This window comes from Aquimarina sp. AD10 (genome assembly GCF_003443715.1).
Lineage (GTDB): Bacteria > Bacteroidota > Bacteroidia > Flavobacteriales > Flavobacteriaceae > Aquimarina > Aquimarina aggregata.
Window position 1 is genome coordinate 3,354,367 of sequence record NZ_CP031965.1, and the last position, 22,080, is coordinate 3,376,446.

Annotated in this window: 20 protein-coding genes and 1 tRNA gene; 7 read left to right on the plus strand and 14 right to left on the minus strand. The window is 33.6% G+C overall.

The genetic code is table 11. The features are described from left to right. Positions 1–12: 12 nt before the first annotated feature. The 9 genes from D1816_RS13985 to D1816_RS14025 all read right to left on the minus strand — a co-directional run bounded on the left by D1816_RS13985 (position 13) and on the right by D1816_RS14025 (position 8,715). Positions 13–573, minus strand: coding sequence for a D-lyxose/D-mannose family sugar isomerase (locus D1816_RS13985; protein WP_118503599.1), 561 nt, complete (start codon positions 571–573; stop codon positions 13–15). A gap of 16 nt (positions 574–589) precedes the next feature. Beyond that, on the minus strand, positions 590–1,858 hold the full coding sequence (locus D1816_RS13990) for an MFS transporter (protein WP_118503601.1): 1,269 nt from the start codon (positions 1,856–1,858) through the stop codon (positions 590–592). Next, positions 1,851–2,486 (minus strand): GntR family transcriptional regulator, encoded by a 636-nt coding sequence (locus D1816_RS13995; protein ID WP_118503603.1) that lies wholly within the window; start codon positions 2,484–2,486, stop codon positions 1,851–1,853. Before D1816_RS13995 ends, D1816_RS13990 begins: the two co-directional genes overlap by 8 nt. Before the next feature lie 380 nt (positions 2,487–2,866). After that, entirely contained in the window at positions 2,867–3,562 is a 696-nt protein-coding gene (prfH, locus tag D1816_RS14000; RefSeq protein ID WP_118503605.1) for a peptide chain release factor H, read from the minus strand. After that, complete coding sequence (locus D1816_RS14005; RefSeq protein WP_118503607.1) at positions 3,559–4,107, minus strand: hypothetical protein; 549 nt, start codon at positions 4,105–4,107, stop codon at positions 3,559–3,561. Before D1816_RS14005 ends, prfH begins: the two co-directional genes overlap by 4 nt. A 6-nt stretch (positions 4,108–4,113) precedes the next feature. After that, positions 4,114–5,505, minus strand: coding sequence for an RtcB family protein (locus D1816_RS14010; RefSeq protein WP_118503609.1), 1,392 nt, complete (start codon positions 5,503–5,505; stop codon positions 4,114–4,116). After that, a complete protein-coding gene (locus D1816_RS14015) occupies positions 5,490–6,179 on the minus strand; it encodes a hypothetical protein (RefSeq protein ID WP_147405025.1) in 690 nt (229 codons plus the stop codon). The genes D1816_RS14010 and D1816_RS14015 overlap by 16 nt, the downstream gene beginning before the upstream one ends. Before the next feature lie 637 nt (positions 6,180–6,816). After that, positions 6,817–7,233: a hypothetical protein gene (locus tag D1816_RS14020; RefSeq protein WP_118503613.1), complete on the minus strand. Its 417-nt coding sequence runs from the start codon at positions 7,231–7,233 to the stop codon at positions 6,817–6,819. Between the two features lie 90 nt (positions 7,234–7,323). Further along, the gene (locus tag D1816_RS14025; protein WP_118503615.1) at positions 7,324–8,715 is read right to left on the minus strand and encodes an RtcB family protein; all 1,392 of its coding nucleotides are present in this window, start codon (positions 8,713–8,715) and stop codon (positions 7,324–7,326) included. Positions 8,716–8,876: 161 nt separating this feature from the next. On the opposite strand from D1816_RS14025, the gene D1816_RS14030 reads away from it, so the two are divergent. Then, positions 8,877–9,896, plus strand: coding sequence for a YafY family protein (locus tag D1816_RS14030; RefSeq protein ID WP_066313431.1), 1,020 nt, complete (start codon positions 8,877–8,879; stop codon positions 9,894–9,896). A gap of 78 nt (positions 9,897–9,974) precedes the next feature. On the opposite strand, the gene D1816_RS14035 is transcribed toward D1816_RS14030, so the two are convergent. Further along, a tRNA-Leu gene (locus D1816_RS14035) sits at positions 9,975–10,056 on the minus strand. A gap of 147 nt (positions 10,057–10,203) precedes the next feature. Here D1816_RS14035 and D1816_RS14040 point away from each other — a divergent pair. The 5 genes from D1816_RS14040 (at position 10,204) to D1816_RS14060 (ending at position 14,943) form a co-directional block, all read left to right on the plus strand. Next, complete coding sequence (locus D1816_RS14040; RefSeq protein ID WP_118503617.1) at positions 10,204–11,145, plus strand: ribose-phosphate pyrophosphokinase; 942 nt, start codon at positions 10,204–10,206, stop codon at positions 11,143–11,145. 26 nt (positions 11,146–11,171) lie between these two features. After that, positions 11,172–11,795, plus strand: coding sequence for a 50S ribosomal protein L25/general stress protein Ctc (locus tag D1816_RS14045; protein ID WP_118503619.1), 624 nt, complete (start codon positions 11,172–11,174; stop codon positions 11,793–11,795). 132 nt (positions 11,796–11,927) lie between these two features. Further along, entirely contained in the window at positions 11,928–12,554 is a 627-nt protein-coding gene (gene pth / locus D1816_RS14050; RefSeq protein ID WP_118503621.1) for an aminoacyl-tRNA hydrolase, read from the plus strand. A gap of 134 nt (positions 12,555–12,688) precedes the next feature. After that, on the plus strand, positions 12,689–13,621 hold the full coding sequence (locus D1816_RS14055; protein ID WP_118503623.1) for a bifunctional riboflavin kinase/FAD synthetase: 933 nt from the start codon (positions 12,689–12,691) through the stop codon (positions 13,619–13,621). After that, positions 13,618–14,943 (plus strand): HTTM domain-containing protein, encoded by a 1,326-nt coding sequence (locus D1816_RS14060; protein WP_118503625.1) that lies wholly within the window; start codon positions 13,618–13,620, stop codon positions 14,941–14,943. Before D1816_RS14055 ends, D1816_RS14060 begins: the two co-directional genes overlap by 4 nt. Before the next feature lie 126 nt (positions 14,944–15,069). Here the strand turns inward: D1816_RS14060 and D1816_RS14065 are convergent, their stop codons facing one another. Further along, complete coding sequence (locus D1816_RS14065; protein WP_118503627.1) at positions 15,070–17,742, minus strand: reprolysin-like metallopeptidase; 2,673 nt, start codon at positions 17,740–17,742, stop codon at positions 15,070–15,072. Positions 17,743–18,185: 443 nt separating this feature from the next. On the opposite strand from D1816_RS14065, the gene D1816_RS14070 reads away from it, so the two are divergent. Further along, positions 18,186–18,854 carry a lipocalin family protein gene (locus D1816_RS14070; protein WP_118503629.1) on the plus strand — a complete coding sequence of 223 codons (669 nt, stop codon included), beginning with the start codon at positions 18,186–18,188 and terminating at the stop codon, positions 18,852–18,854. A 68-nt stretch (positions 18,855–18,922) separates the two neighbouring features. Here the strand turns inward: D1816_RS14070 and D1816_RS14075 are convergent, their stop codons facing one another. The 3 genes from D1816_RS14075 to D1816_RS14085 all read right to left on the minus strand — a co-directional run bounded on the left by D1816_RS14075 (position 18,923) and on the right by D1816_RS14085 (position 21,615). Then, positions 18,923–19,504 carry a M23 family metallopeptidase gene (locus D1816_RS14075; RefSeq protein ID WP_118503631.1) on the minus strand — a complete coding sequence of 194 codons (582 nt, stop codon included), beginning with the start codon at positions 19,502–19,504 and terminating at the stop codon, positions 18,923–18,925. Between the two features lie 71 nt (positions 19,505–19,575). Further along, the gene (locus tag D1816_RS14080; protein ID WP_118503633.1) at positions 19,576–20,286 is read right to left on the minus strand and encodes a toxin-antitoxin system YwqK family antitoxin; all 711 of its coding nucleotides are present in this window, start codon (positions 20,284–20,286) and stop codon (positions 19,576–19,578) included. Positions 20,287–20,430: 144 nt separating this feature from the next. Then, positions 20,431–21,615 carry a polysaccharide lyase family 7 protein gene (locus tag D1816_RS14085; protein ID WP_118503635.1) on the minus strand — a complete coding sequence of 395 codons (1,185 nt, stop codon included), beginning with the start codon at positions 21,613–21,615 and terminating at the stop codon, positions 20,431–20,433. Positions 21,616–22,080: the final 465 nt, after the last annotated feature.

The window sequence follows — 22,080 nt, forward strand, 5'->3', positions numbered from 1 at the left end:
TTTATCTTTAATTTAATACGCACCACTTGGTGCTTCTTCAATTATAGTGTCTCTAACTATATTCGGATCTGTAAATTGATCGTTTAAATCTGTGACTGTAGTTGAAAATGAATACATAACTGCTCCTTTTTCACCTGCCTGAAACCAATGTTTAGTTCCTGCCGGAAGTTCTAATTGATCTCCAGGATTCATTACGATTTCATTACGCATGGTATAACAATCGTCTTTGTCATCTACTATGAAACCGTGTTTCATAGTATTTTCTCCTGGAATGTAGAAATATAACTCACCACTAATTGCTCTAATCACTTCTTCTTTTCCTGGATCATCACCCACCGTTGGATGCCAATGTTCTGGCTCTGTTTGATTTGGTAATAACACCAATATTTTACCTGCAATTCTTCCTGTCTGAAACATGGTTAATATTTGAACTCCCTCTTTTTTAATATGATTTAATCCAAAATCCGCAGCTGTCATTTTCTTTTTATCATCCTGTGTAAGTAGTATGCCGGCTTCTTCAATCATTTTGATTGATTTCTGACAGACTTCTTTAAATTCTTCAAACTTTATCATTCTGTTATACTCTTTTTTATGTTGTTAGGTTCAATGCTTTTTCTGGTTTAATAGATAACCAAATCGGAATTGCAATTAAATTTAAACCCGCTGCTAAAAAGAAAAATGGCGTATGCGAACCCGCAAAAGCCATCATATATGGAAACGCTAAAGCGGTAAAAAAAGATCCGAGATTGCCGGCCATATTCATAGTTCCGCTCACAGTACCTGAGCGTTCTTTTCCTACATCCAAACATGTAGACCATGAAGGGCTTAATGTCATATCGGCCCCAAAAACCGCCAATGATATAAAAATAACCGCACCAGTCACCTCATTCATATAAACACTAGCAATAATACCAATAGTAGCAAGTGTAAACCCAATAATTGCAGGTAGTTTTCTAGATAATCCCCATTTATTCTTTTTATACACAAAATCAACCATCCAGCCTGAAAACCAATTTCCTAATGCTCCAAAAATAAATGGAGCTGAAGAATAAAAACCAGCTTCAACGACATCCAGATTATATTTTGCTTTCAAATAAGGAAATAACCATGTAAGACAAAAGAAAAAGGTGAAATTGCTACAGAAATATTGTATCATGAGTAACCACATGGTACGTGACCCAAACATTCTTTTAAAAAGTATTGGTGATTTGTTTTTGCCTTTTTCTTGTATCCCTTCATCTATAATTACAAGTTCTTCTATGGTCATGGATTTATGATTTTTAGGATTATCCCGGTACCACCAAAACCAAATTAACGCCCATAAAACACCTATTCCTCCAAGTATTACAAAACTCATTCTCCAACCCACAAGGTTAATTAACCAAGCAACTATAGGCAAGGCTATAGCCGCCCCTATTCGTCCTCCTGAAAAATTAATACCATGAACTAAACCTCTTTCTTTTACAGGTATCCATTTAAAAATGGCACGTGCCATACCAGGAAAGGCCCCTGCTTCTCCCACTCCAAAAAGAAAACGCACTATTAATAGTGCGAAAAAATTATATACTACTCCTGTAATCGCGGTAAATATGGACCAAATACTTACTACAACTGTTAATACTTTTCTAGCCCCATACTTATCTGCCAAATATCCTGAAGGTGTTTGAAAAAGAGCATAACCAAGTGCAAAAATAGACAGCACCCATCCCATTTCTTTATCAGATAGAGATAGATCACTTGCTACTGGATCCTTTGCCACAGAAATTAGTATTCTATCAAAAAGCACTATCATAGATAGGATAAAAGTCCCTAAGACCATTCGATACCTGACAGGAAAAAAAGAGGCTCTTTTATTCATTTATTTTTTTTAAAATTAGCTGCTTCGTCTTATTTAAATGTTCTTTGGCCAGTGATTCTGCCAAATCAGCGTCTCTTTTTTCTATAGCTTCAATAATAGCGATATGTTCAGATAGTGTCTCTTTTGGTAATCTTAGCAAGCCTATCAAATCCATGCACACCAACAAATTACCTTGTTGAAAAAGCCTGTTTAAAAACCCATTTCCACTTCCTTTCATTATGGTATTATGAAATTTTGCATCTGCTTTCTGATATAAGGAATTATCGATATCTCCTTTCAAAAAAGGTGTAAATATTTTTTTAAGCTCGCTTATTTCTTCTGGCCCTGCATTATTTGTAAACAGTCTAACAGCTGTTCCTTCTAAAGCCATTCTACAATCGAAAATTTCTACGATCTCTATATCAGAAAACTCCTTTACAATGACTCCTTTTCTGGGTATAGAAACTATTAAACCCTCACCTTCTAGCATTTGTAATGCAGATCTTAAAGGCGTTCTACTAATCCCTAAAGTTTCGGCCAACTTATCCTGAACTATTTTTTGTCCAGGAGCTAGTTCTTTAGATATAATCATCGCTCTTACTCTTTTATAAGCCTGAGCACTTAACTCATTGTTGAAAATTTTATCCATGCAAATAATACTTTGTATACCGTATACAATTTTCGTATACGGTATACAATAATATAAAAAATATATGAATATCCTTTAGAGATTGCTTAAAAACCTTTGAACTAAACATCGACACAGATTTACCTTACAACAAGAAACACCATAGTTTTTGTGTATCACTATACCAGTTTTTATAATACTTCTTTTAAATCTTCAAGACCAGCTTCTTGCACATATGATCAAAGTAAAATGTTTTATCTGACATAAAATTCTCACAACAAATAAAGTGAAACACTAAGATTTACATATGTTGCAAATCATTGTGTTTCACAGATCCATTTCCAAACGACAAAAACTAGCTACTGCAACCTTTGTTTTTTTACAGTAACTATCTGCTCCTATTAATCCCATTTTTCCTGTCTTAAATTGTTTCTAGATTCTTGTCGTTTAGACTTGTAACTTTTATTTATTTTCTGTTTTTTAAAATCGCTTCCTGTAAAAACACGAGTAGGATTTCCTCTTTCTAAATTGAGATGATTTCCCCATTGATGCTGAACCAATATTTTTAACTGTTCATTATTATATGTATCCACCTTTTCTTGCAATCGTTTTAAAGCTATCTTTTTATTTTGATGTTGCGATCTACTGTCCATCACCAAAACTTGTATGCCAGTTTTTGTATGAATTGCCCTTATAGCCGAACTCACTTTATTAACATGCTGACCTCCTGCTCCCGAACTCCTTATAGCCTGAAATTTTATTTCATTTTCTTTTAAGAGCATTTTTTCTGTTTCTTCAATTTCATAAATTCCTATAAACCAGTTTTTACGTTTATTAAATTTTCGAAATGATGATTTTCCTATCCATTGTATCGTACCTAACCAATCTTTTAAAAAAGGTTCTAATCCATTTCCTTCTAATTGAATAGTTGCAGATTGTAGCGTTCCGTTTTCGGCACCAACTTCCCTGTGTAAAAGTGTATATTTTATCCTTGCTACTTTTATATCTTCGATAAAATATTTTAAAACTTGAGCTACAACCCAACAACATTCAACAGGTCCTCTACCTGATGTTATTTGTATTGTTTTTGTTTTCATTTTAAAGGTTTTTTTGACAGCAATGTATTCCCTACAGGATCTTTACCCTGATTTAACAATTTTGATGCTGCCTTCACTGCCCAGCATTTGTCGCTAGAATGAATACTTGAATAATAGCCTAATAAAGTTTTAGGTGCTACTATTTTCCATCCATTAACAGTAATTGTTTCTACAGACGCAGATTCGAAAAAATCAATAGTGATTCGAATCTGTTTACCACTTTCTAACCAGTCTATTTTTTCATATCGTCTAAAATTCTCTTGACTTGGCAAATAATCATATCGTGTCCATACTTTTTGAAATCCCTGTTCTAAAAGAACGCTCATAACTTGTGGCACGTGTTTCGGATTAACAAAAATGTCAATATCCTTATGATCATGTGCATGCTTATATTCTGTATGATTATGCTCAGACATAAAATGCCAAGCCCAACCTCCAGAAATTACAATCCATTGTTTTAATTGTTCTAATATTTTTAAACCATGTTCTATTCTATAATCTGGCCATAGTTCTCCGTATCTTTTTATATTGTGATTTGCTCCCATAATTTTTTATTTATCCATTCTTACAATCTTTGGTGTAAAAGTTCCTAGTACCTCTACCAATTCTTGTTGATTATTCATTACTTTTTTAATGTCTTTATAAGCCATTGGTGCCTCATCGATACCTCCACCGATAAGGGTAACGTCATGTGTTTTTAATTGCTGTTTTATATCACTTTTAGTGAATTTCTCTTTACACTTTCTACGAGAATGTAAACGTCCCGCACCATGAGAAGCAGAATTTAAACTCTTGTCATTTCCTAAGCCTCTAACAATAAAACCTGGTGCTGTCATAGAACCGGGAATGATCCCTAACTCACCTCTTGAAGCAGGTGTTGCTCCCTTGCGATGCACAATACATTCTTTTTCTTTTATTGTTTCTTTCCAAGCAAAATTGTGATGATTTTCAATCTTTGCCACTGCTTTAGACCCTAACAATTTACCTATACGATAATGAATATCATCATGACATGCTTTTGCGTAATCGCCTGCTAAATTCATTGCCAACCAATACTCTTGCCCATCGTGTGTGTTTAAATCTAGCCATGCTAAATGCTGTACATTTTTAGGTAGCGGACACTGTTTGGTAGCTAAGTAGGTGTAATGCTTTGCAATATTTGCTCCTAATCCTCTTGAACCACTATGCGATAAAACACCAATATATTCGCCTATATCTAGATTCCATTCGTTATGAACATCTGTAATAGTTACCTTTCCAAATTCTACAAAATGATTACCTCCTCCTGACGTTCCCAATTGTTTAAAGGCTTTTACTTTGAGTCTTTTTAACAATGGGATATCATTAAATTCTTGTCTCTCAAAAATCTCATGATCATGTTTTTTGTCATGTGTTTCATACATTCCAAATTTGGTATGGTTAGACAAGATATTCTCTAGCTGATGTTGCTTTCCTTTAAGGTAAGATGTCTTTATTGGGTAAATAGTTAAGCACATCCTACAGCCAATATCTACGCCAACACCATAAGGAATTACTGCATTTTCTGTCGCCAAAACACCCCCAATTGGTAAGCCATAACCCACATGCGCATCTGGCATTAAAGCTCCCGCAACCGCTATTGGCAATTTTAAGGCGTCATATAACTGATATTTTGCTTGTTCATCAATTTCGTTCTCGCCATAAATAGTAAAAGGAGCTCTTGTATTTTTTAGTTGATGCAACTTAACTTCTACAGGTTTTATTAAACCTTCAACCACTTTTCCCCAAATAGGATTATCCTGAAATTTTCCTGGATTAAGCAATACTTCTTTTGCTTCTTCTAATATTCGTTCTTTCTTTTCTCTTTTTCTGTATCGATTAATTTGTCCTAATGCAATATTAATACTGTTATTCTTTGGGAAACCTAATTTTATTAAGTCTTTCCCTTTTAGTTTATTTCCCATGTTATCTTTTCTTTTAAAATATCCTGAATCGAATATTTTTTTATGCCTTTAAGCGCTCTTTTTGTCTTTAATTTTTCTTTTTCTAGATGAGATTGATACCAATAATCTTTCCATCTATTTAATTTTTGGTCTGCCTCAAAATAACCCCTTTTTAAAAGCTGTTGTTCGAGTAAAACAGACTCACTCTCCAATAGTGGATCAATGCGTTTTGAATGCGTTACATAGGCTCTTGTATATTTGACTCTGTAAGCTTCTTTTGGTATTCTTATATAGAATCTAAGTTTTAATTTTTTGCGCTCATTCTTATAGTAGAATGGTGTACACATACATTGTGCCTTAAAGCTTAATTTATTAAATTGCTTTTTGTTTATAGTCGGAAAATCTTTATAAATAAGGTGTTTTGAGGTTTGATACAGCCACTTTTTTTGTGCCTCTATTTTTGTTCTACCCCAAAAAGCTTTTTCGATCTTATCATATACTTCTAAAATAGCTGCTTTATTCTTGTATCGTTCTACTTTATGAGTAATTATAATTTCTTTAAACCAACCATGACGAATAGGCTTTTTTAACTCTATATAACCTAGTTCTCGCATTTCTTTCCTGATTTCAGAACGTCTTTTCCAAATGCGACGCACTTCCTTCTCTCTTTTTTCTTTGAGATGCTTTCGTGTCAATTATCATGTATTAATCTTACTATTGGTTTCGTGAAGATTCTTGTATGACCAACAATGGCATACAAAAAAGTCCGAAACTTTTTATGGCTTCGGACTCTTTTAATATGATAGATGTAATCTATTTAATAAGGAAAGTAGTCTCGAAGCAGATGCACAAAAGAACCTAGTTCTCTCTGCATGGTATTATGTAACTTGGTAAATAACATCATTACTTCGTATTTATAATTATTTGTGCTTTATTGCGATGCAAACCTATAACGTTTTTTTAAACTAAACAAGAAAAAATAAATTTTAATCCATTGATAATCAGAGTTTTAAATTATTTTTAGACAATAAAACCCCTGTCCGTATCATACGGATAACAGCTACTTTTCATAACTATCTGTTAGGCAGATATTTAACTTTAAACTCACATTTTCTCAAATCAGAAAAAAAATTATAAAAAAAGCGTCCAATTTCTTGGACGCTTTTTAGATTTTATATCTTTTTAAAGTTTTTACCTATTTCATACCCTACAGAAATAGCTTTTCGGCATCCCTTTTATATTTAATTAGTATACTAATCATAGGTCTAAACTTGTTTTTGTTTATAATTATTAAGCGCAAAGATGCCATTATTTTTTAATTTCTAAAAGGAATTAAAAAAAATTCATTTCGACCTTATCCCACACTTTTCTTATGTAAGGTGTAATTGAAAAGATATTTTTCGCATCTTTTTCTTCTAAGAGACTCCAATACTTAATAATAGAAAAGTGTAAAAAGCATTCTTTTTCTAGAATGATTCTACAAACTTCCCACAGTTCTTTGATTTCAATATCTTCTTCAGAAAAACCATCATCAAAAGAAGAAACTATTAAGCTCATCAGAGTAAATTTATCATTATCATTATCTAATTCAGTTTGATATATTTTGAGAAAATCTGATAATCTTTCTGAATCAGCTACTATAAATTCCCAATCTTGTATCGATTCTTCCCAGTATAACCCCAAACGATTAGATAATTTTTTTTCAGATATTCCATTTGGATATCTTGTATATTGGTCTTCAATATTCATTCTTTAAGTGCTATAATAGTTCTAAAATCTAGAGAAGCAAAGCCTCAAGCCCTACTCCTCCATTCAACTGCAAACAAGATTTCTATACTCTTATTTTGCTCTATTTCTTTTACGCTTTTTCCAAGGTGCATTTTTCTTCCAGTCCCCCGCCATAATACAGCCGTAAGGTAGGACCTCATCGATAACTTTTCCTAAACCAAATTCTTCCATTTGATTTCTTACGGTTTCAGCATCTTTATACGCACTTGGTAATTCTGTAATATCAATCTCTTCAGAGAAAAACCTTATATCTAAACCTTCAGTTTCTTCATTAAAAATCTCTTGTAGCGTTCCTGTTTTACTTTTTCTATGCTGTGTTCTACTTACATTTCTTCCGGCTCCATGCGGTGCAAAACCTAAATTAGAGTTTGTTGTTTCACCTTCTACTATTAAAACAGGTTCAGACATATTTAAAGGAATTAATCTTGGTCCTGTAATATCTGGCATAAACTTTTTGTCCAGAGGGGTTGCACCTTTAGCATGATAAAACAAATCACCATCTTTAAACACAAAATTATGTTCATTCCAAAACCTATTTTCCTTATCAATACTCAGTTTCTCTAAAGTAGCATCGTGGATGACTTCGTGGTTTTTCTTTGTCCATTTTCTAATTATCTGTAAAGCATCCCAATATTGGTGCCCTTCATCTGTATCAAAAGGAATCCATGCATTTTGTTTTAATGTATCTGGCGATAATTCTTTTCTAAAACGCTCGGCTATTTTCATTCCTTTTGAGTATAAATTAGCGCCAAATCCTCTACTACCATGATGTGTAACCATCATAGTATTTCCTGTTTTTTTAGATGTACCAACAAACAAAAAGTGATTACCGTCTCCTTGCGTTCCTAAATGGGACCTAGCGGCAGAAATACACTTTTGATCATTTAGAAAATAGTTAGACTCAATTTCTTCTAACAAATCCATAGGAAATCTAAACTGGTTTTCTCTAGATCGACCACCTGGTCCAAAGTGTGTAATACTATGAGCTGCATCTAAAACAGTTTTAGGATCGACTTTTCCAAAATCTGTAAGCATCACCGAACAGCAAATATCTGCACTATGCATCCCCGGATGAATTGCATTTTTAGCGACTGCAACACCCCCCACAGGAATGGTTCCATTACCTCCCGTAGGACATGCATCTGGCATAATTGACCCATTAATTAATGTTGGTGTCTTCATTAAAGTTTTCATCGTTTCAACAACCGAATTTACATTTGTTTCTTCTAGTTCATTTTCTGCTTTAATGTTAATTGAGAATGGAATATCATTTTTATGCAAACCAATTGGATCAGGGGATTTAAATTGTTCTAAATAGTTATCTAACGCTTCACCTTTCAATTGCTTTTCATTGATATATTCTAATGCTTCTTTAAACCATTTAGCTGATCTAAAACCCATTTCGATTAATGTCTGCCCTGTAATCTTTGTTTTGTTTTCCATTTTAATTAAATTTAAACTCCGTCAGCTTCCTCGTCTGACGGAGCACTACTTACAAAGTCTATATAAAGACTTTTTCATTATTCTTAGGCAAATATTTTATCTATATACGCAATCTTTTTGCGTAGACATATTTATTTTTTATTTTTCAAAAAAATACACTTATGGCGCTAAACAAAAATGCTCTAATTCGTTACAAAACTATTGATAAATGTCTTCAGAATAATTATCGACAATGGACATTAGATGATTTGATAGAAGCATGTTCAGACACACTATATGAATATGAAGGAAGGTCGGTTAATGTGAGCAAACGAACTGTTCAGTTAGATATACAGATGATGCGTAGTGATAAATTAGGCTACAATGCTCCAATTGTTGTTTACAATAAGAAGTATTACAAATATGAAGAAGAGGGTTATTCTATTACAGATATTCCTTTAAATGAAAATGATATGAATGTATTATCTGAAACAGTTGAAATGTTAAAACAGTTTAAAGACTTTTCTTTGTTTTCTGAATTAGGCGGAATCATTCAGCGTTTAGAAGATAAAGTATATACTGAAAAGACTGATCAATCAGCCATAATTCATCTAGATAAAAATGAGAAATTAAAAGGTCTAGAACATTTAGATGTTTTGTATCAAGCCATCATTAAGAAAATGGTTTTAAAAATAAAATACCAATCTTTTAAGGCAAGAGAAGCTTCTGAGATTGTTTTTCATCCATATATATTAAAAGAATATAATAATCGTTGGTTTTTAATAGGAAGACCAGGAATAGAGGCAAAAAAGCCAATAGTTACTTTTGCCTTAGATAGAATTGTCGACATTGATTATGATACGTCAATTACGTATAAGAACAATAACTTTAATGGTGATGAATATTATAAAGATGTTATTGGCGTAACTGTTTCTAACACAAGAGCAGAACGTATTCAATTTTGGGTAGACAAGAAAAATGCGCCCTATGTAATCACTAAACCATTTCATAGTTCTCAAAGAATAATCAAGAAAACTGATGATGGTATTATTTTTAATATTTTCGTTCAGATTAATTTTGAATTAGAGCGCTTGATTTTAGGATTTGGAGATGCAATAGAAGTTATTAAACCCAAAAGACTGAGAGATCGAATGAAACGGAAGCTTGAAAAAGCTGCAGGGTTTTATGAAAATTTAGCTTAAAAGTTGTTCAATCGTATGTTCTTTAAAAGAAAAAATCCGCATTCATTGTTTCTACAACGAATAACGGATTTTCATCTGTACTCAAGGTGGGAATCGAACCCACACTTCCGAAGAAACTGGATTTTGAATCCAGCGCGTCTACCAATTCCGCCACTTGAGCCTATTTGGATGGCAAAATTAGCAAAATATTCGTTTCTCACCATCAAATAAGTGATAAAATAAGGGTAAGAGTTGAAATAAATTTTTAAATTTGCACCTTGTTTTCAAAAAATAAATTTTAACACATTACTATACAACACTTTACCCTATGTCAACTGCAGTCCCTGAAGCCAAATTTTTCGCATGTAATCAAAGTACCGAACTTGCAGAAAAAATAGTGAGTGCTTATGGCGCTAAACTTGGTAATGTGATAACATCAACGTATAGTGATGGTGAATTTCAACCTTCTTTTGAAGAATCAGTACGCGGATCACGAGTTTTTATTATAGGATCAACACACCCTAGTTCTGATCACTTAATGGAAATGTTATTAATGCTAGATGCTGCAAAAAGAGCATCAGCAAGACATATAACTGCCGTTCTTCCGTATTACGGATGGGCAAGACAAGATAGAAAAGACAAACCAAGAGTTCCTATAGCAGCAAAGTTAATTGCTAAAATGCTAGAAACTGCTGGTGCAACTCGAATTATCACTATGGATTTGCATGCAGATCAAATTCAAGGTTTTTTCGAAAAACCAGTAGATCACTTATTTGCATCAACTATATTTTTACCATACTTACAATCACTAAATTTAAGTGACCTTACTATTGCATCACCAGATATGGGTGGCTCTAAAAGAGCATACGCATATTCTAAAGCTTTAAAAAGTGACGTCGTAATATGTTACAAACAAAGAGCTAAAGCAAATGTAATTTCTCATATGGAATTAATCGGGGATGTTACAGGAAAAAATGTGGTATTAGTAGATGATATGGTAGATACTGCAGGAACCTTAACTAAGGCAGCAGATTTAATGATAGAACGTGGTGCAAAAAGCGTAAGAGCTATTTGTACACACCCTATCCTTTCTGGTAGCGCATATGAGCGATTAGAAAATTCAAAATTAGAAGAATTGATTGTAACCGATTCAATTCCTCTAAAACAAACAAGTAATAAGATTAGAGTAGTTAGTTGTGCAGATTTATTTGCCGATGTGATGCACAGAGTACATCACAATGAATCTATCAGCTCTAAATTTATAATGTAGTAAATTAATAATTAATAAATTTTAAAATGAAATCATTAACAATCAATGCATCTCAAAGAGAAAGCGTAGGCAAGAAAGCAACAAAAGCCTTACGTAATGCTGGACAGGTACCTTGTGTTATTTACGGTGGAGACACTATTGTACACTTTGCAGCGCCAGAAATTGCTTTTAAAAACTTAGTGTACACTCCAGACGTTCATACCGTGGTAATAGCGTTGGATAATGGTACTAAGATAAATGCTATCTTACAGGATATTCAATTTCATCCTGTAACCGATAAAATTTTACACATCGATTTTGTTGAAATCTTTGACGACAAGCCAATCACTATGGAAGTTCCTTTCCAAACTACTGGAAATGCAAGAGGAGTTCTTGCTGGTGGGGTTTTACGTTTTAACCTAAGACGTATTAAAGTTAAAGGTCTTGCTTCAAAATTACCAGATGTAATCGAAGGAGATATCTCAAACCTTAGAATCGGAAACAAATTACTAGTAACAAGTCTTGCTAGTGAGGATTATACTATCCTACACCCAGATAACACTGTGGTTTGTATGGTGAAAACTTCTCGTACTGCTGTTGCAGATGATGAAGAAGAAGAAACTGAAGGTGGAGAAGCTCCAGCTGCGGAAGCTCCAGCTGCTGAAGCATAAATCATAAAGTGTATACGCATATAAAAGCATTCTGATATGATATCAGAATGCTTTTTTTATTTTTGTACAGATTTTGAGAGCAAAGTTTAATGAACATACAATTATAACATTCTCTCAATTAAAAAATAGCGTATGATTTCTGGTATCAGAAAATTATTCTCAATAAAAGAAAAAGAAACTCGAGAAGACCTTATGAAAAAATTTCTTGTAGTTGGTCTTGGTAATATAGGACCAAAATATCATAACACTCGCCACAATATCGGTTTTAAAGTGCTAGACGCCTTAGCTAAAGCAGAAGAACTTACTTTTGAAACTCAAAAGCTAGGAGATTTAACCACATATAAATTTAAAGGAAGGACAATTATTCTTTTAAAACCCAGCACCTATATGAATTTAAGTGGTAAAGCCGTTAGATATTGGCTAGAGAAAGAAAAAATACCCTTAGAAAATTTACTAGTCGTTACAGATGATATCAATCTTTCTTTTGGCACCATACGATTAAAAGGTAAAGGAAGTGCTGGTGGTCATAATGGCCTTAAGGATATAGAAGCACAATTAAACACTTCAAAATATTGCAGATTTAGATTTGGTGTAGGAGCAGAATTTAGTAAAGGGCGTCAAGTAGATTATGTTCTTGGAGAATGGAATAAGGAAGAAGAATCAGCTATGCCAGAACGACTAGATATAGGAATCGCAATAATTAAATCATTTGCTAAAGCAGGACTTGCAAATACTATGAACACCTTTAACGGAAAATAAATACAAAAATTCATCGTATTTCCTTAATTTTATACCACAAGAAAAAGCTATCATGTTTTGATGTTCAAACTATTGTATTTAACAAAAAACTGAACATCATAAAACTATAGTAATTTTATCAAAAATCAGACTTTTTGAAACGTTATACAGACGCTAAAACATACGAAAGACTAAGACCTTCGGTCGTTACTATAGGCACCTTTGATGGTGTACATATTGGTCATAAAAAAATAATCGAACGCTTACTAGAAAGTGCAAACAGAGACGGTTTAGAATCTATAATTCTAACTTTCTTTCCGCATCCCAGAATGGTCTTGCAACAAGACTCTGGTATTAAACTCATTAACACGATTGAGGAGCGCATACAAATCTTAGAAAAAACCGGTTTAGATAGCCTTGTAATTCACCCGTTTACACAAGAGTTTTCTCGTTTGACCGCTGGAGAATACGTGCAACAAATGCTAATTGACTGTCTAGACATACGCCACGTAATTATTGGATATGATCATAGATTTGGACGTAATCGTAATTCTAATATTACTGATTTAGCATCCTATGGCATTCAAAATGATTTTACGGTAGAAGAAATCTCTAAACAAGATATCGATGATGTAGCTATAAGTTCTACAAAAATTCGAGAAGCACTTTTACAAGGAGACGTCGCTAAAGCTAATACGTACTTGGGCTATCAATTTATGTTAACTGGTAAAGTGATTAAAGGCAAAGAACTAGGACGTAAACTTAATTACCCCACAGCCAACCTACACATTGCAGAAGATTATAAATTAGTACCCAAAAATGGAGTTTATATTGTAAAGTCCCATATAGATGGAAAGACATATTTTGGTATGATGAACATAGGTACAAACCCTACTGTAAATGGCACTACACAAAGTATAGAGACTCACTTTTTTGATGCAGATTTCAATCTTTATGACAAAAAGATCCAAATACAAATGCTTAAGCGAATACGAGACGAGAAAAAATTTGAATCAATTGCAGAGCTTCAAGATGCCATGCAACAAGATGAAGATTTCTCTCGCGAATATATAGATTCTTTGGTATGATTAATCGTTGGTTGTTTACACATATCGATAATAGTTCTCTAATAATTTTTCGAGTTTTCTTTGGGTTTCTTATTGCTGCCGAAGCTATTGGAGCAATATTTACAGGTTGGGTCACACGTACGTTAGTTGAACCCAATTTCACCTTTAATTTCATCGGCCTTGACTTCTTACAACCACTTCCTGGTAACGGCATGTACTTTTATTTTGCCGTAATGGGGATTTTTGGCCTTCTTGTAATGGTGGGCTTTAGATATCGAATGAGCATGATTGCCTATACCGTTATGTGGGCAGGAGTATATTTTATGCAAAAAGCATCTTATAACAATCACTATTACCTTTTATTACTGCTATGTATTATTATGAGCCTATTGCCTGCAGGTAATTATTTTTCTGTAGACGTAAAATTAAAACCACATATCAAGAAAATATCCATGCCTAGATGGGTTGTCTTATTTATTATTGCTCAACTATGGATTGTATATACCTATGCTTCAGTTGCAAAATTTTATCCAGATTGGTTAGATTTTACAGTAGCCAAAAATCTAATGGCGGCAAGAGCAAACTACCCTATTGTAGGTGGTTTATTGCAGGGACATTGGGCACATGTAAGTGTAGCGTATTTTGGTATTTTGTTTGATTTACTTATTGTGCCTCTTTTATTATGGAAACGAACCAGACTCACTGCTTTTTTCATCAGTATCTTTTTTCATTTGTTTAATTCTATTGTATTTCAAATCGGGATATTTCCGTATATGTCTTTGGCTTTTACTGTTTTTTTCTTTTCAAAAGAAACGATACATCGAATTTTTATGAAAAAGAAAGAATTTTACTCTGATGGCGAGGTAATTGTACCCAATTATAAAAAAGTGCTAATCCCAATCACTATAGTTTGGTTTGTACTACAAATTTCATTACCCCTAAGACACTGGTTTATTCCTGGAGATGTACTATGGACCGAGGAAGGACATAGACTAAGTTGGCGTATGATGTTAAGAGGACGATCAGGTATAACCAATTTTTATATTGTAGATAAAAATGATACTAAAGCTAATCGCACCTATATTGATAAAAGAGAATACTTATCTAAAAAACAATTAAGACTTGTATCTTCTAAACCAGATGCTATGTGGCAATTTGCGCAACATCTTAAGAAAGATTTTGCCTCAAAAGGAAAAGATGTATCTGTTTATGTTAAAAGTGACATGTCTATTAATGGTAAGAAACGTAAATCTTTTATAGATCCCGAAGTAGATCTTGCCAGTGTACCCTGGAATTATTTTACTACAAATCCTTGGATTATTAAGTATTCAAACAAGGAATAACTATATTTTAGATCTTACAGTGATTCAAAACCTGCAAGATCTCATTAAAAGTTTATTCAAAATAATCCCTTAATCAAGTATCAGGATCTCAATAAAGTGTTTTTTTCAATTATCATAATAGTGCTATTATTCTTTGCAAAGTTTCCTAACAAAAGAGCGATCTAACGTGACTAATTTTACTAGGTACAGACCTGTACTTAACAGAGTGACATCAATCGATGTCGTTCCATCGGTTGCATCTACTTTTTCTCTTATAATTTCGTTTCCAATCAAGTCATAGATGGTATAGCCAATTACCTGTTTTTCGAGTGATTGAGATAGGTAAACAACATTTTTAGCAGGATTAGGATAAAGAAGCATTAACTCTTCTGTATCTATTGGAGTTAAAGGAGGATCAACTAGGCCATCAATAGTCACAGATACTACATTAGTAAAATCAGTTGCACCAGCTGCATTAAATGCAGCAACTCTGTAAAAATAAGTTCTTCCTGCTTCTAGTTTGTCATCATTAAAATTATTCACATTAAAAACTGTCTGCCCGATTTTCAAGAAATCTGTATCACCATCAGACCGTCGCTCAATAATAAAACCATCCTCTACGTCACTATTATCAGCCCAAGATAGCTTTATTTCATTCACGTCTACCTTACTTACAATTAAATCAGTAGCAGCTCTTGGAGCCACTACATTTACCGCTTCTATCTTGAAATTTCGATCATTTACATTAAAAAAAATATTATCAGAAGCTTTGACCATCACCCTAGCCTGGTTGGTTTCGATATTAGGCAACTCAATGACCTCAGAACCATCATTTAATATACCTTCCTTTAGAACAATATCAAAGGTCTCACCTCCATTAATAGAATATAAGATATCTACATTTTGACAATTAATTGGTGGTGCCGTCGTATTAGCTACATCCCATAAGAGGGTAATACTACTAAACCCATTATATGAAGGATTTGAAAATTCTGTTGTAACAACAAAAGGGCCTGCCTTTGTTGTAGCAGAAAAGGAAAGAATATCATTACTCAAGCCTCCTTTACCATCTCTGGCACTGAAAACAAAATTTAAGTCTCTAGAGGTAAAAGGTAGTACTTCCATAGGCGAAGCATTCCCAGAAAGTATAAGATCAAGACTTGGAAAGTATCTTTTGGAGCTCGAAGTAGGGACAAAATTTCTGAAAAGCGGTCCATCTCCTCTAAAACTAAAAACTGGTCCAAATAAATTGTTGTACTGCTCCAAATATAACTGGTATGCCGTGTTTATCTCGTCTTCACTTGCATCAGGACCTGCTCCATATAGTGCTGCAATACCCTGCTCGACGAATTCTTCTTTTGAAAGAAGATCAGGAGCATTTTCGTCCACTGGTTTGTCCAGATCTTCTGATTCTGTAGCAAGATCAAACTGTTCCCAATTATAAATTAAAGTATCGTTATCTTGATCACTCGCTTGACCTTGCAATAAAAAGGGGGTGTTGATTGGAATATTAAATCCACTCTCTGGAATAGTTACAGAAGGAGGTGCATTAGTAATCGCTATTGAAGTAAAACATTTTTTTCCACTATTCTCTGATATAAAGGCAATCATCTGTTCTACAGAAATGGCATGGAAATAAGGTTGAGTACCGCCTGGTATATTATTGTGATTTCCGCATATATCAGCATATGACATTATGGTGTGTCCACTACCTATTTCAAATGCAGAACCTGTAGGATGGTCACCACAACTTGCCGAATATGTATGGCCTGCTCCAAATTGATGCCCAAGTTCATGGGTAAAAGTTCGTATAGCGAAATAGTCTACCGAGCGCCCTCTGGGAAAAGAAGACATTCCTCCACCCTTAAGATTATTACACACCTGACCTGTAGAAGCAATGCCTCCATCAAAACCAGAAGCGATAACATGCCCAATATCATAATTATCGAAACCAAGATTTGTTTCATCATCTAGATAAGTAATACCTCGTATCCGGTCGTTATCCTCTCCTCGTAGTATATTAATATTTATTGGCCTATCGCCATATGGTCCAGGGTTGCTTTCTGTGAAGATAGTTTCTTCACCAGTAACTATCTCAAAAGTAATACCCACTTGACTTTCAAAAATACCAGTAGCAATATCCACAATCGATATGATCTCCTTAAAGGCGGCGTTAACGTCACCATTTGCTCTATCATCGGTATAATTTGCTTTAACTATAAGTGCCAAACGATACTTCTTATATTGATCACCAATCGTTCGTTTATTAAACATTGCACTGGAGACTAACTCTTTAGAAGATTTATGTATTTTTTCGGCTGGATTTTCTGCAGTTTGACATTGAAAACGATAGTCATCTGAACTACAATGATCATCCATTTCGAAATAGCTTATATACAGCTTACTTTCTTTTGTTGATGGGGCTATAAATATTGTTCCTTCTTCTGAAAAGATGATTGCACGTAAACCCGAAGCATTTACGTTCATCCGAATCCTTTCGCCGTTCGCGCTCTTTCCTCTAAGGGTTTGAATCTCTGGGTACTTTTTTTGGATTTCTTTTGATAAAAGATTTGATGATTCGACGTTAAAAATCAGTTCTCCTCCAATCGGATGAGGCATAGTTAATATAGCGTTTCCATTAATTTTTACCTGATTAAGGACTTCATTTAACACCTCTATATTCAGTTCTTTTTGATTTGTTTGAACATCACTCCATTGATTAGAAATTCGAGTTTTGATATCTACCGAATTCCAAATGCTTTTATGTTGAGCAAAAATAAGTTGAGGGATAATTAATAACGAGATCAAAATTACTTTCATACTTTGAATGTTTTAATAATTTATTCCTGACAAAGAACGGAGACTCATCAAAAACGTACTAGAACAAATCAGACATCGCAAAAGAAATACTTCAACAAACCCGACATCATAAAAAAGAAATCCAACCAATTACTTACTTTTCTTAGATCAATATTGTCTCTATAAAGAGAGTTCAATACGATAAAAACCTCTTGTTATATTAGTTTCGAAGTCGAACATTAGTTAACTATGCCAATAGTGGAATTATTTTACTACAAATCCATGGATAGTCAAATACAATACTAACAGAAATCCAGAATAACATAGAACTCATTGATGAGCAGTCTTGTTTGATCTCAAAAAAACATAGAAGGAATACATTATTTTAACATTTGTTTATGTAATATGTATTGTTGTTAAACATAACTTACAGAATATAAAACCAACTTTTAATTATTACACCTATGAAAAACATTATTTCTGTCCTAACTATTGGATTATCTATCCTATTACTAACAAGTTGTGAAAAACAATCTCTGGATAAAAATTATCCCAAAAGCATAGAGACCATTGCCGACAACGACATTCAATCTATTGTAAATGAGGCCATTTCTCAAACTTCCCTTAAAAAACAACAAAAAGGGCCAGTACAAACAGTAAATTTTGTAGATCTATCCAGATATACTGGCAGATGGTACGAACTTGCTAATTTCCCTTCGTTTTTTAGTGAAAATTGCTCTTGCACAACTGCAGATTATGCACTCAATGCAGAAGGAATTAGCGTTTTTAACAATTGTACTCTTACTACGACGGGTATGTTTAATTCTATCAATGGTACTGCAGTAGCAGTAGATCAACAAACTAATGCAAAATTAAATGTATTCTTTGGCCCAGTTCCTGGGGACTATTGGATTATTGATCTTATAGGTTTTGATGAAGACGAACCTTACAATTTTTCTGTTGTAAGTGGCCCCAATAGGGACAGTTTATTTTTATTGAGTAGAACACCTCAGATTACAACATTCAAACAAAAAATAGCATTATTTAAAATTTTTGTTAATCTTATTTTACAAGGGTATGATTTAACTAAATTAGAATTTACACTTCAAAGCCAAGATTGCCTATACCCATAGATTTTTTTAATCATACTAAACATTACAAGTCCCGTTATGATTATTTAAACGGGACTTTTTTTATAAAATTACTCCCGCAACCACGTATCGGGATCTAAATGAAACATTTTCCGGTTACCTTGTATAGCATCAGGATCTCGTAACCACCAATACGGAAAAGGAGTTGTAATCGCATAATGCAAATGAGGAGGTTTACCAACGGCATTCCCAGTAGTTCCAACTGTTCCAAGTTTAGTGCCGCATGCGACAAGTTGAAATGGAAAAGCATCAACATCATCCATATGAGCGTAGTAATGAAAGCGCCATTTGGGTCCTAACACCATAACCGTCTTCCCTCCTTTGCCTCCTTCGTAGGTATACAATACAATCCCATAAGTAGATGAAATGACATCTGTGCCCTTGGGTTTAAAAATATCAATCCCTTTATGTGTAATCGAGCTTCCCCATGGATATGCCCAAAATGAATGATCATCCCAATCGGCTATACTAGCTTCTTTAACAGGAATAATCATTTTTTGAGGAATAAGAAATCCTAACCCGATAACCAACATAGGAATCAATGTAAATTTTCTAGTTCTTTTATTTCTGTACAACGATCCCATTAGAATTAAAAGCGATGCTAAAAACCGTTTTGTTGTACTAGTAATCATAGTCTTAAATTTACAAACTACCCTATTATTATAACCATAAGAACCGCTATGCAGCTAACAACGAGTTCTAATTATTCATTTTCTTGTGTAGAGATCAGATTTCCATCAACATCAAAATATTCCCAGACACCCACTTTATTATCTGATTCATATCGTCCTTTTTCCATAATCTTCCCATTTGGGTGATATTTTTCATATTTTCCGTGCCACAACCCAGATTGATAGTTATACACTTCTTTAATGAGTCCTTCTTCACTATACTCTTTCCATTCGCCATCTCTTTCTCCATTATTATAATAGCCTGTGATTGATAATTCTCCGTTTTCGTAGTACTCTTTATAGACACCATGTACATTCCCATTTTGTATTGGTGTACTCATCTTAGGCTTTCCGTTTGCAAAAAAATAGTTTAGCTCTTTTATAGGAGTTCCATTTTCGAATGTTGCTCTTGAGTGCACAGCGCCATCAAAATGATAGGTTTCCCATACTCCATGTTGTTTATCATTCTTATAGTTTCCTCTTTTGGATAGTGTATTGGTTCTTAAATCATATGCTCTAGTTTCTCCTTCCTTAACTCCATTTTTATAGGGTATAGAATCTGCTTCTGCAGCGTCTTCATCATAATATACCCAAACTCCTATTTTCTTAGATTGTTTAACCTGTCCAATCCCTTTAACATTACCATTTTCATGATATTCTATCTCTTGTTTCCCTGTTGAACTATTACAACTACTATATAAACTCAAAATCAACAAAAGAGATAATTTTATTATATTTTTCATATAACAATACTACACTTTTGTTCTCAAAGTAAAAAACAAGACATAATCTATAAGTACGAATATTCAAAAAAAATCAAAATCAAAACCGCTATTTTTATAGCGGTTTATGACGAAAGTAAGAATGTGTGACTGTTGTTTTAGTATTTAATTCCAGACTAATTCATTAAAATTGATTCTTGTTCCTCCAGAATTTTGATTGTACACCCCAGCTTTCCAGTAGCTAGGATAATTCCAATAAGAAACATCTTTATTCACTTTAGTGTTACCATTAATTTTTATGGTCATGTTGCCATTACTAATACTAATATCACAATCAAAATACCCAGAAGGTGTTGGGCCACAATCTATATGTTGGGTAGCACTACCCCCGTTATCTTTTTTGACTGCCGCCCACAAATGGTTTCCGTTACCTCTTGATTTACTTCTATACATTCGTAACAAGGGTTTATTGGGACCATTACCAGCATTGGCATCATCATGGATTTGCAAAAATGTAGTTTGATCTCCAGATTGCGAAATAAACTTTAGATTTGCGTGGGCATTTCTACTCCCATTATTCACGTTCCAGTTATTCAAAAAACGTAATTCTGTTCTTTTACTAGATCCTGTTTGGTAAAAGCCAATTTTATCAGAGTCTACTACATAAAACCAATCAGAGCTATATCCGGCTTGCAGCTGACTGCTAGTTGCGGCAGTGCTACTAGTAGGAGCTTGTAATTTACTCTTGCGAATAGCATCTTTAAATCTTGGGATATCATATGGGTTATTATAATTGTTACCTCCGCCACCACACTGCTCCTCTACATCAAATATTTCCCAGGAACCTATTGCGGATCGATTGCAGTTTAATGGTTTATTTCCATTTTCTGAACTCACATATCTTCCATTATTTCCTCGTAATGCAATTTTACTAGCACCCCGATCTATAACCTCAAACAGTTCCCAAGCACCTATAGCTGTTCGATTACAAGTCATAGCTTTTTGTCCATTTTCTGAACTTACATATCTTCCGTTATTTCCACGCAATGCGATTTGACCATTGCTTCGGTTGATAACTTCAAATTTTTCTGAATCGCCAACAGTCAACTGATTTGCAGTTATTGGAACATTCGTATTTTGAGAAGTAACATATTTACCATTATTTCCTTTGATTGCGATAATATCACAAGCTATTGGCAACCCTTTTTGTAGTGCTAGGACATTGTTATTGCTTTCTAACCCCTCATGAGAGCAAGAAGTAAAAGACACAATTCCAATAAAAATTAAAAAAATGAGCCTATAATTAAATGCAGTATCACGATACCGTTTTTGTAGTATTGAGCTTTTCATAGTTGTTGATTTATGTGTTAAAAAATAGTTACTGTTTTGATGTGCACCATATATTTCTATAGATCATATTTTTACATAGTAGTCATACTAAATTAATTTTAACGTAATATAAAGTATCATTCATTTTGGTTGACCAATTATAAATATAGTTACAAATCGTCAAACAAGCCATTCACTATTAAGTATTTAACAGTTATTTCATTTAATTCTTGATGATCTCGTTTAATTTATTCTAATTTTTTACCAATATCCCGACAACCTTAATTAGAGGTAGACGCATAGCGCATACATTAATGTAAAGTCTAAACATTATATTTTTAATTATGTTTTTTTACATTTTAATCCAACAAAACCGAAGCTTTATTTACATTTGCATTTTCCAACGCGATAGGGATAGTAGTAATATCCTTTTTTTTAGTGCCCAGAGCTTGTTAAAGGGTGTAAAAAAGATGTAACCAATAACCT

Coding starts and splice junctions, on each gene's coding strand:
- D1816_RS13985 (WP_118503599.1), bottom strand. CDS start 573: ATGATAAAGTTTGAAGAATTTAAAGAAGTCTGTCAGAAATCAATCAAA.
- D1816_RS13990 (WP_118503601.1), bottom strand. CDS start 1,858: ATGAATAAAAGAGCCTCTTTTTTTCCTGTCAGGTATCGAATGGTCTTA.
- D1816_RS13995 (WP_118503603.1), bottom strand. CDS start 2,486: ATGGATAAAATTTTCAACAATGAGTTAAGTGCTCAGGCTTATAAAAGA.
- prfH (WP_118503605.1), bottom strand. CDS start 3,562: ATGAAAACAAAAACAATACAAATAACATCAGGTAGAGGACCTGTTGAA.
- D1816_RS14005 (WP_118503607.1), bottom strand. CDS start 4,107: ATGGGAGCAAATCACAATATAAAAAGATACGGAGAACTATGGCCAGAT.
- D1816_RS14010 (WP_118503609.1), bottom strand. CDS start 5,505: ATGGGAAATAAACTAAAAGGGAAAGACTTAATAAAATTAGGTTTCCCA.
- D1816_RS14020 (WP_118503613.1), bottom strand. CDS start 7,233: ATGAATATTGAAGACCAATATACAAGATATCCAAATGGAATATCTGAA.
- D1816_RS14025 (WP_118503615.1), bottom strand. CDS start 8,715: ATGGAAAACAAAACAAAGATTACAGGGCAGACATTAATCGAAATGGGT.
- D1816_RS14030 (WP_066313431.1), top strand. CDS start 8,877: ATGGCGCTAAACAAAAATGCTCTAATTCGTTACAAAACTATTGATAAA.
- D1816_RS14040 (WP_118503617.1), top strand. CDS start 10,204: ATGTCAACTGCAGTCCCTGAAGCCAAATTTTTCGCATGTAATCAAAGT.
- D1816_RS14045 (WP_118503619.1), top strand. CDS start 11,172: ATGAAATCATTAACAATCAATGCATCTCAAAGAGAAAGCGTAGGCAAG.
- pth (WP_118503621.1), top strand. CDS start 11,928: ATGATTTCTGGTATCAGAAAATTATTCTCAATAAAAGAAAAAGAAACT.
- D1816_RS14060 (WP_118503625.1), top strand. CDS start 13,618: ATGATTAATCGTTGGTTGTTTACACATATCGATAATAGTTCTCTAATA.
- D1816_RS14065 (WP_118503627.1), bottom strand. CDS start 17,742: ATGAAAGTAATTTTGATCTCGTTATTAATTATCCCTCAACTTATTTTT.
- D1816_RS14070 (WP_118503629.1), top strand. CDS start 18,186: ATGAAAAACATTATTTCTGTCCTAACTATTGGATTATCTATCCTATTA.
- D1816_RS14075 (WP_118503631.1), bottom strand. CDS start 19,504: ATGATTACTAGTACAACAAAACGGTTTTTAGCATCGCTTTTAATTCTA.
- D1816_RS14080 (WP_118503633.1), bottom strand. CDS start 20,286: ATGAAAAATATAATAAAATTATCTCTTTTGTTGATTTTGAGTTTATAT.
- D1816_RS14085 (WP_118503635.1), bottom strand. CDS start 21,615: ATGAAAAGCTCAATACTACAAAAACGGTATCGTGATACTGCATTTAAT.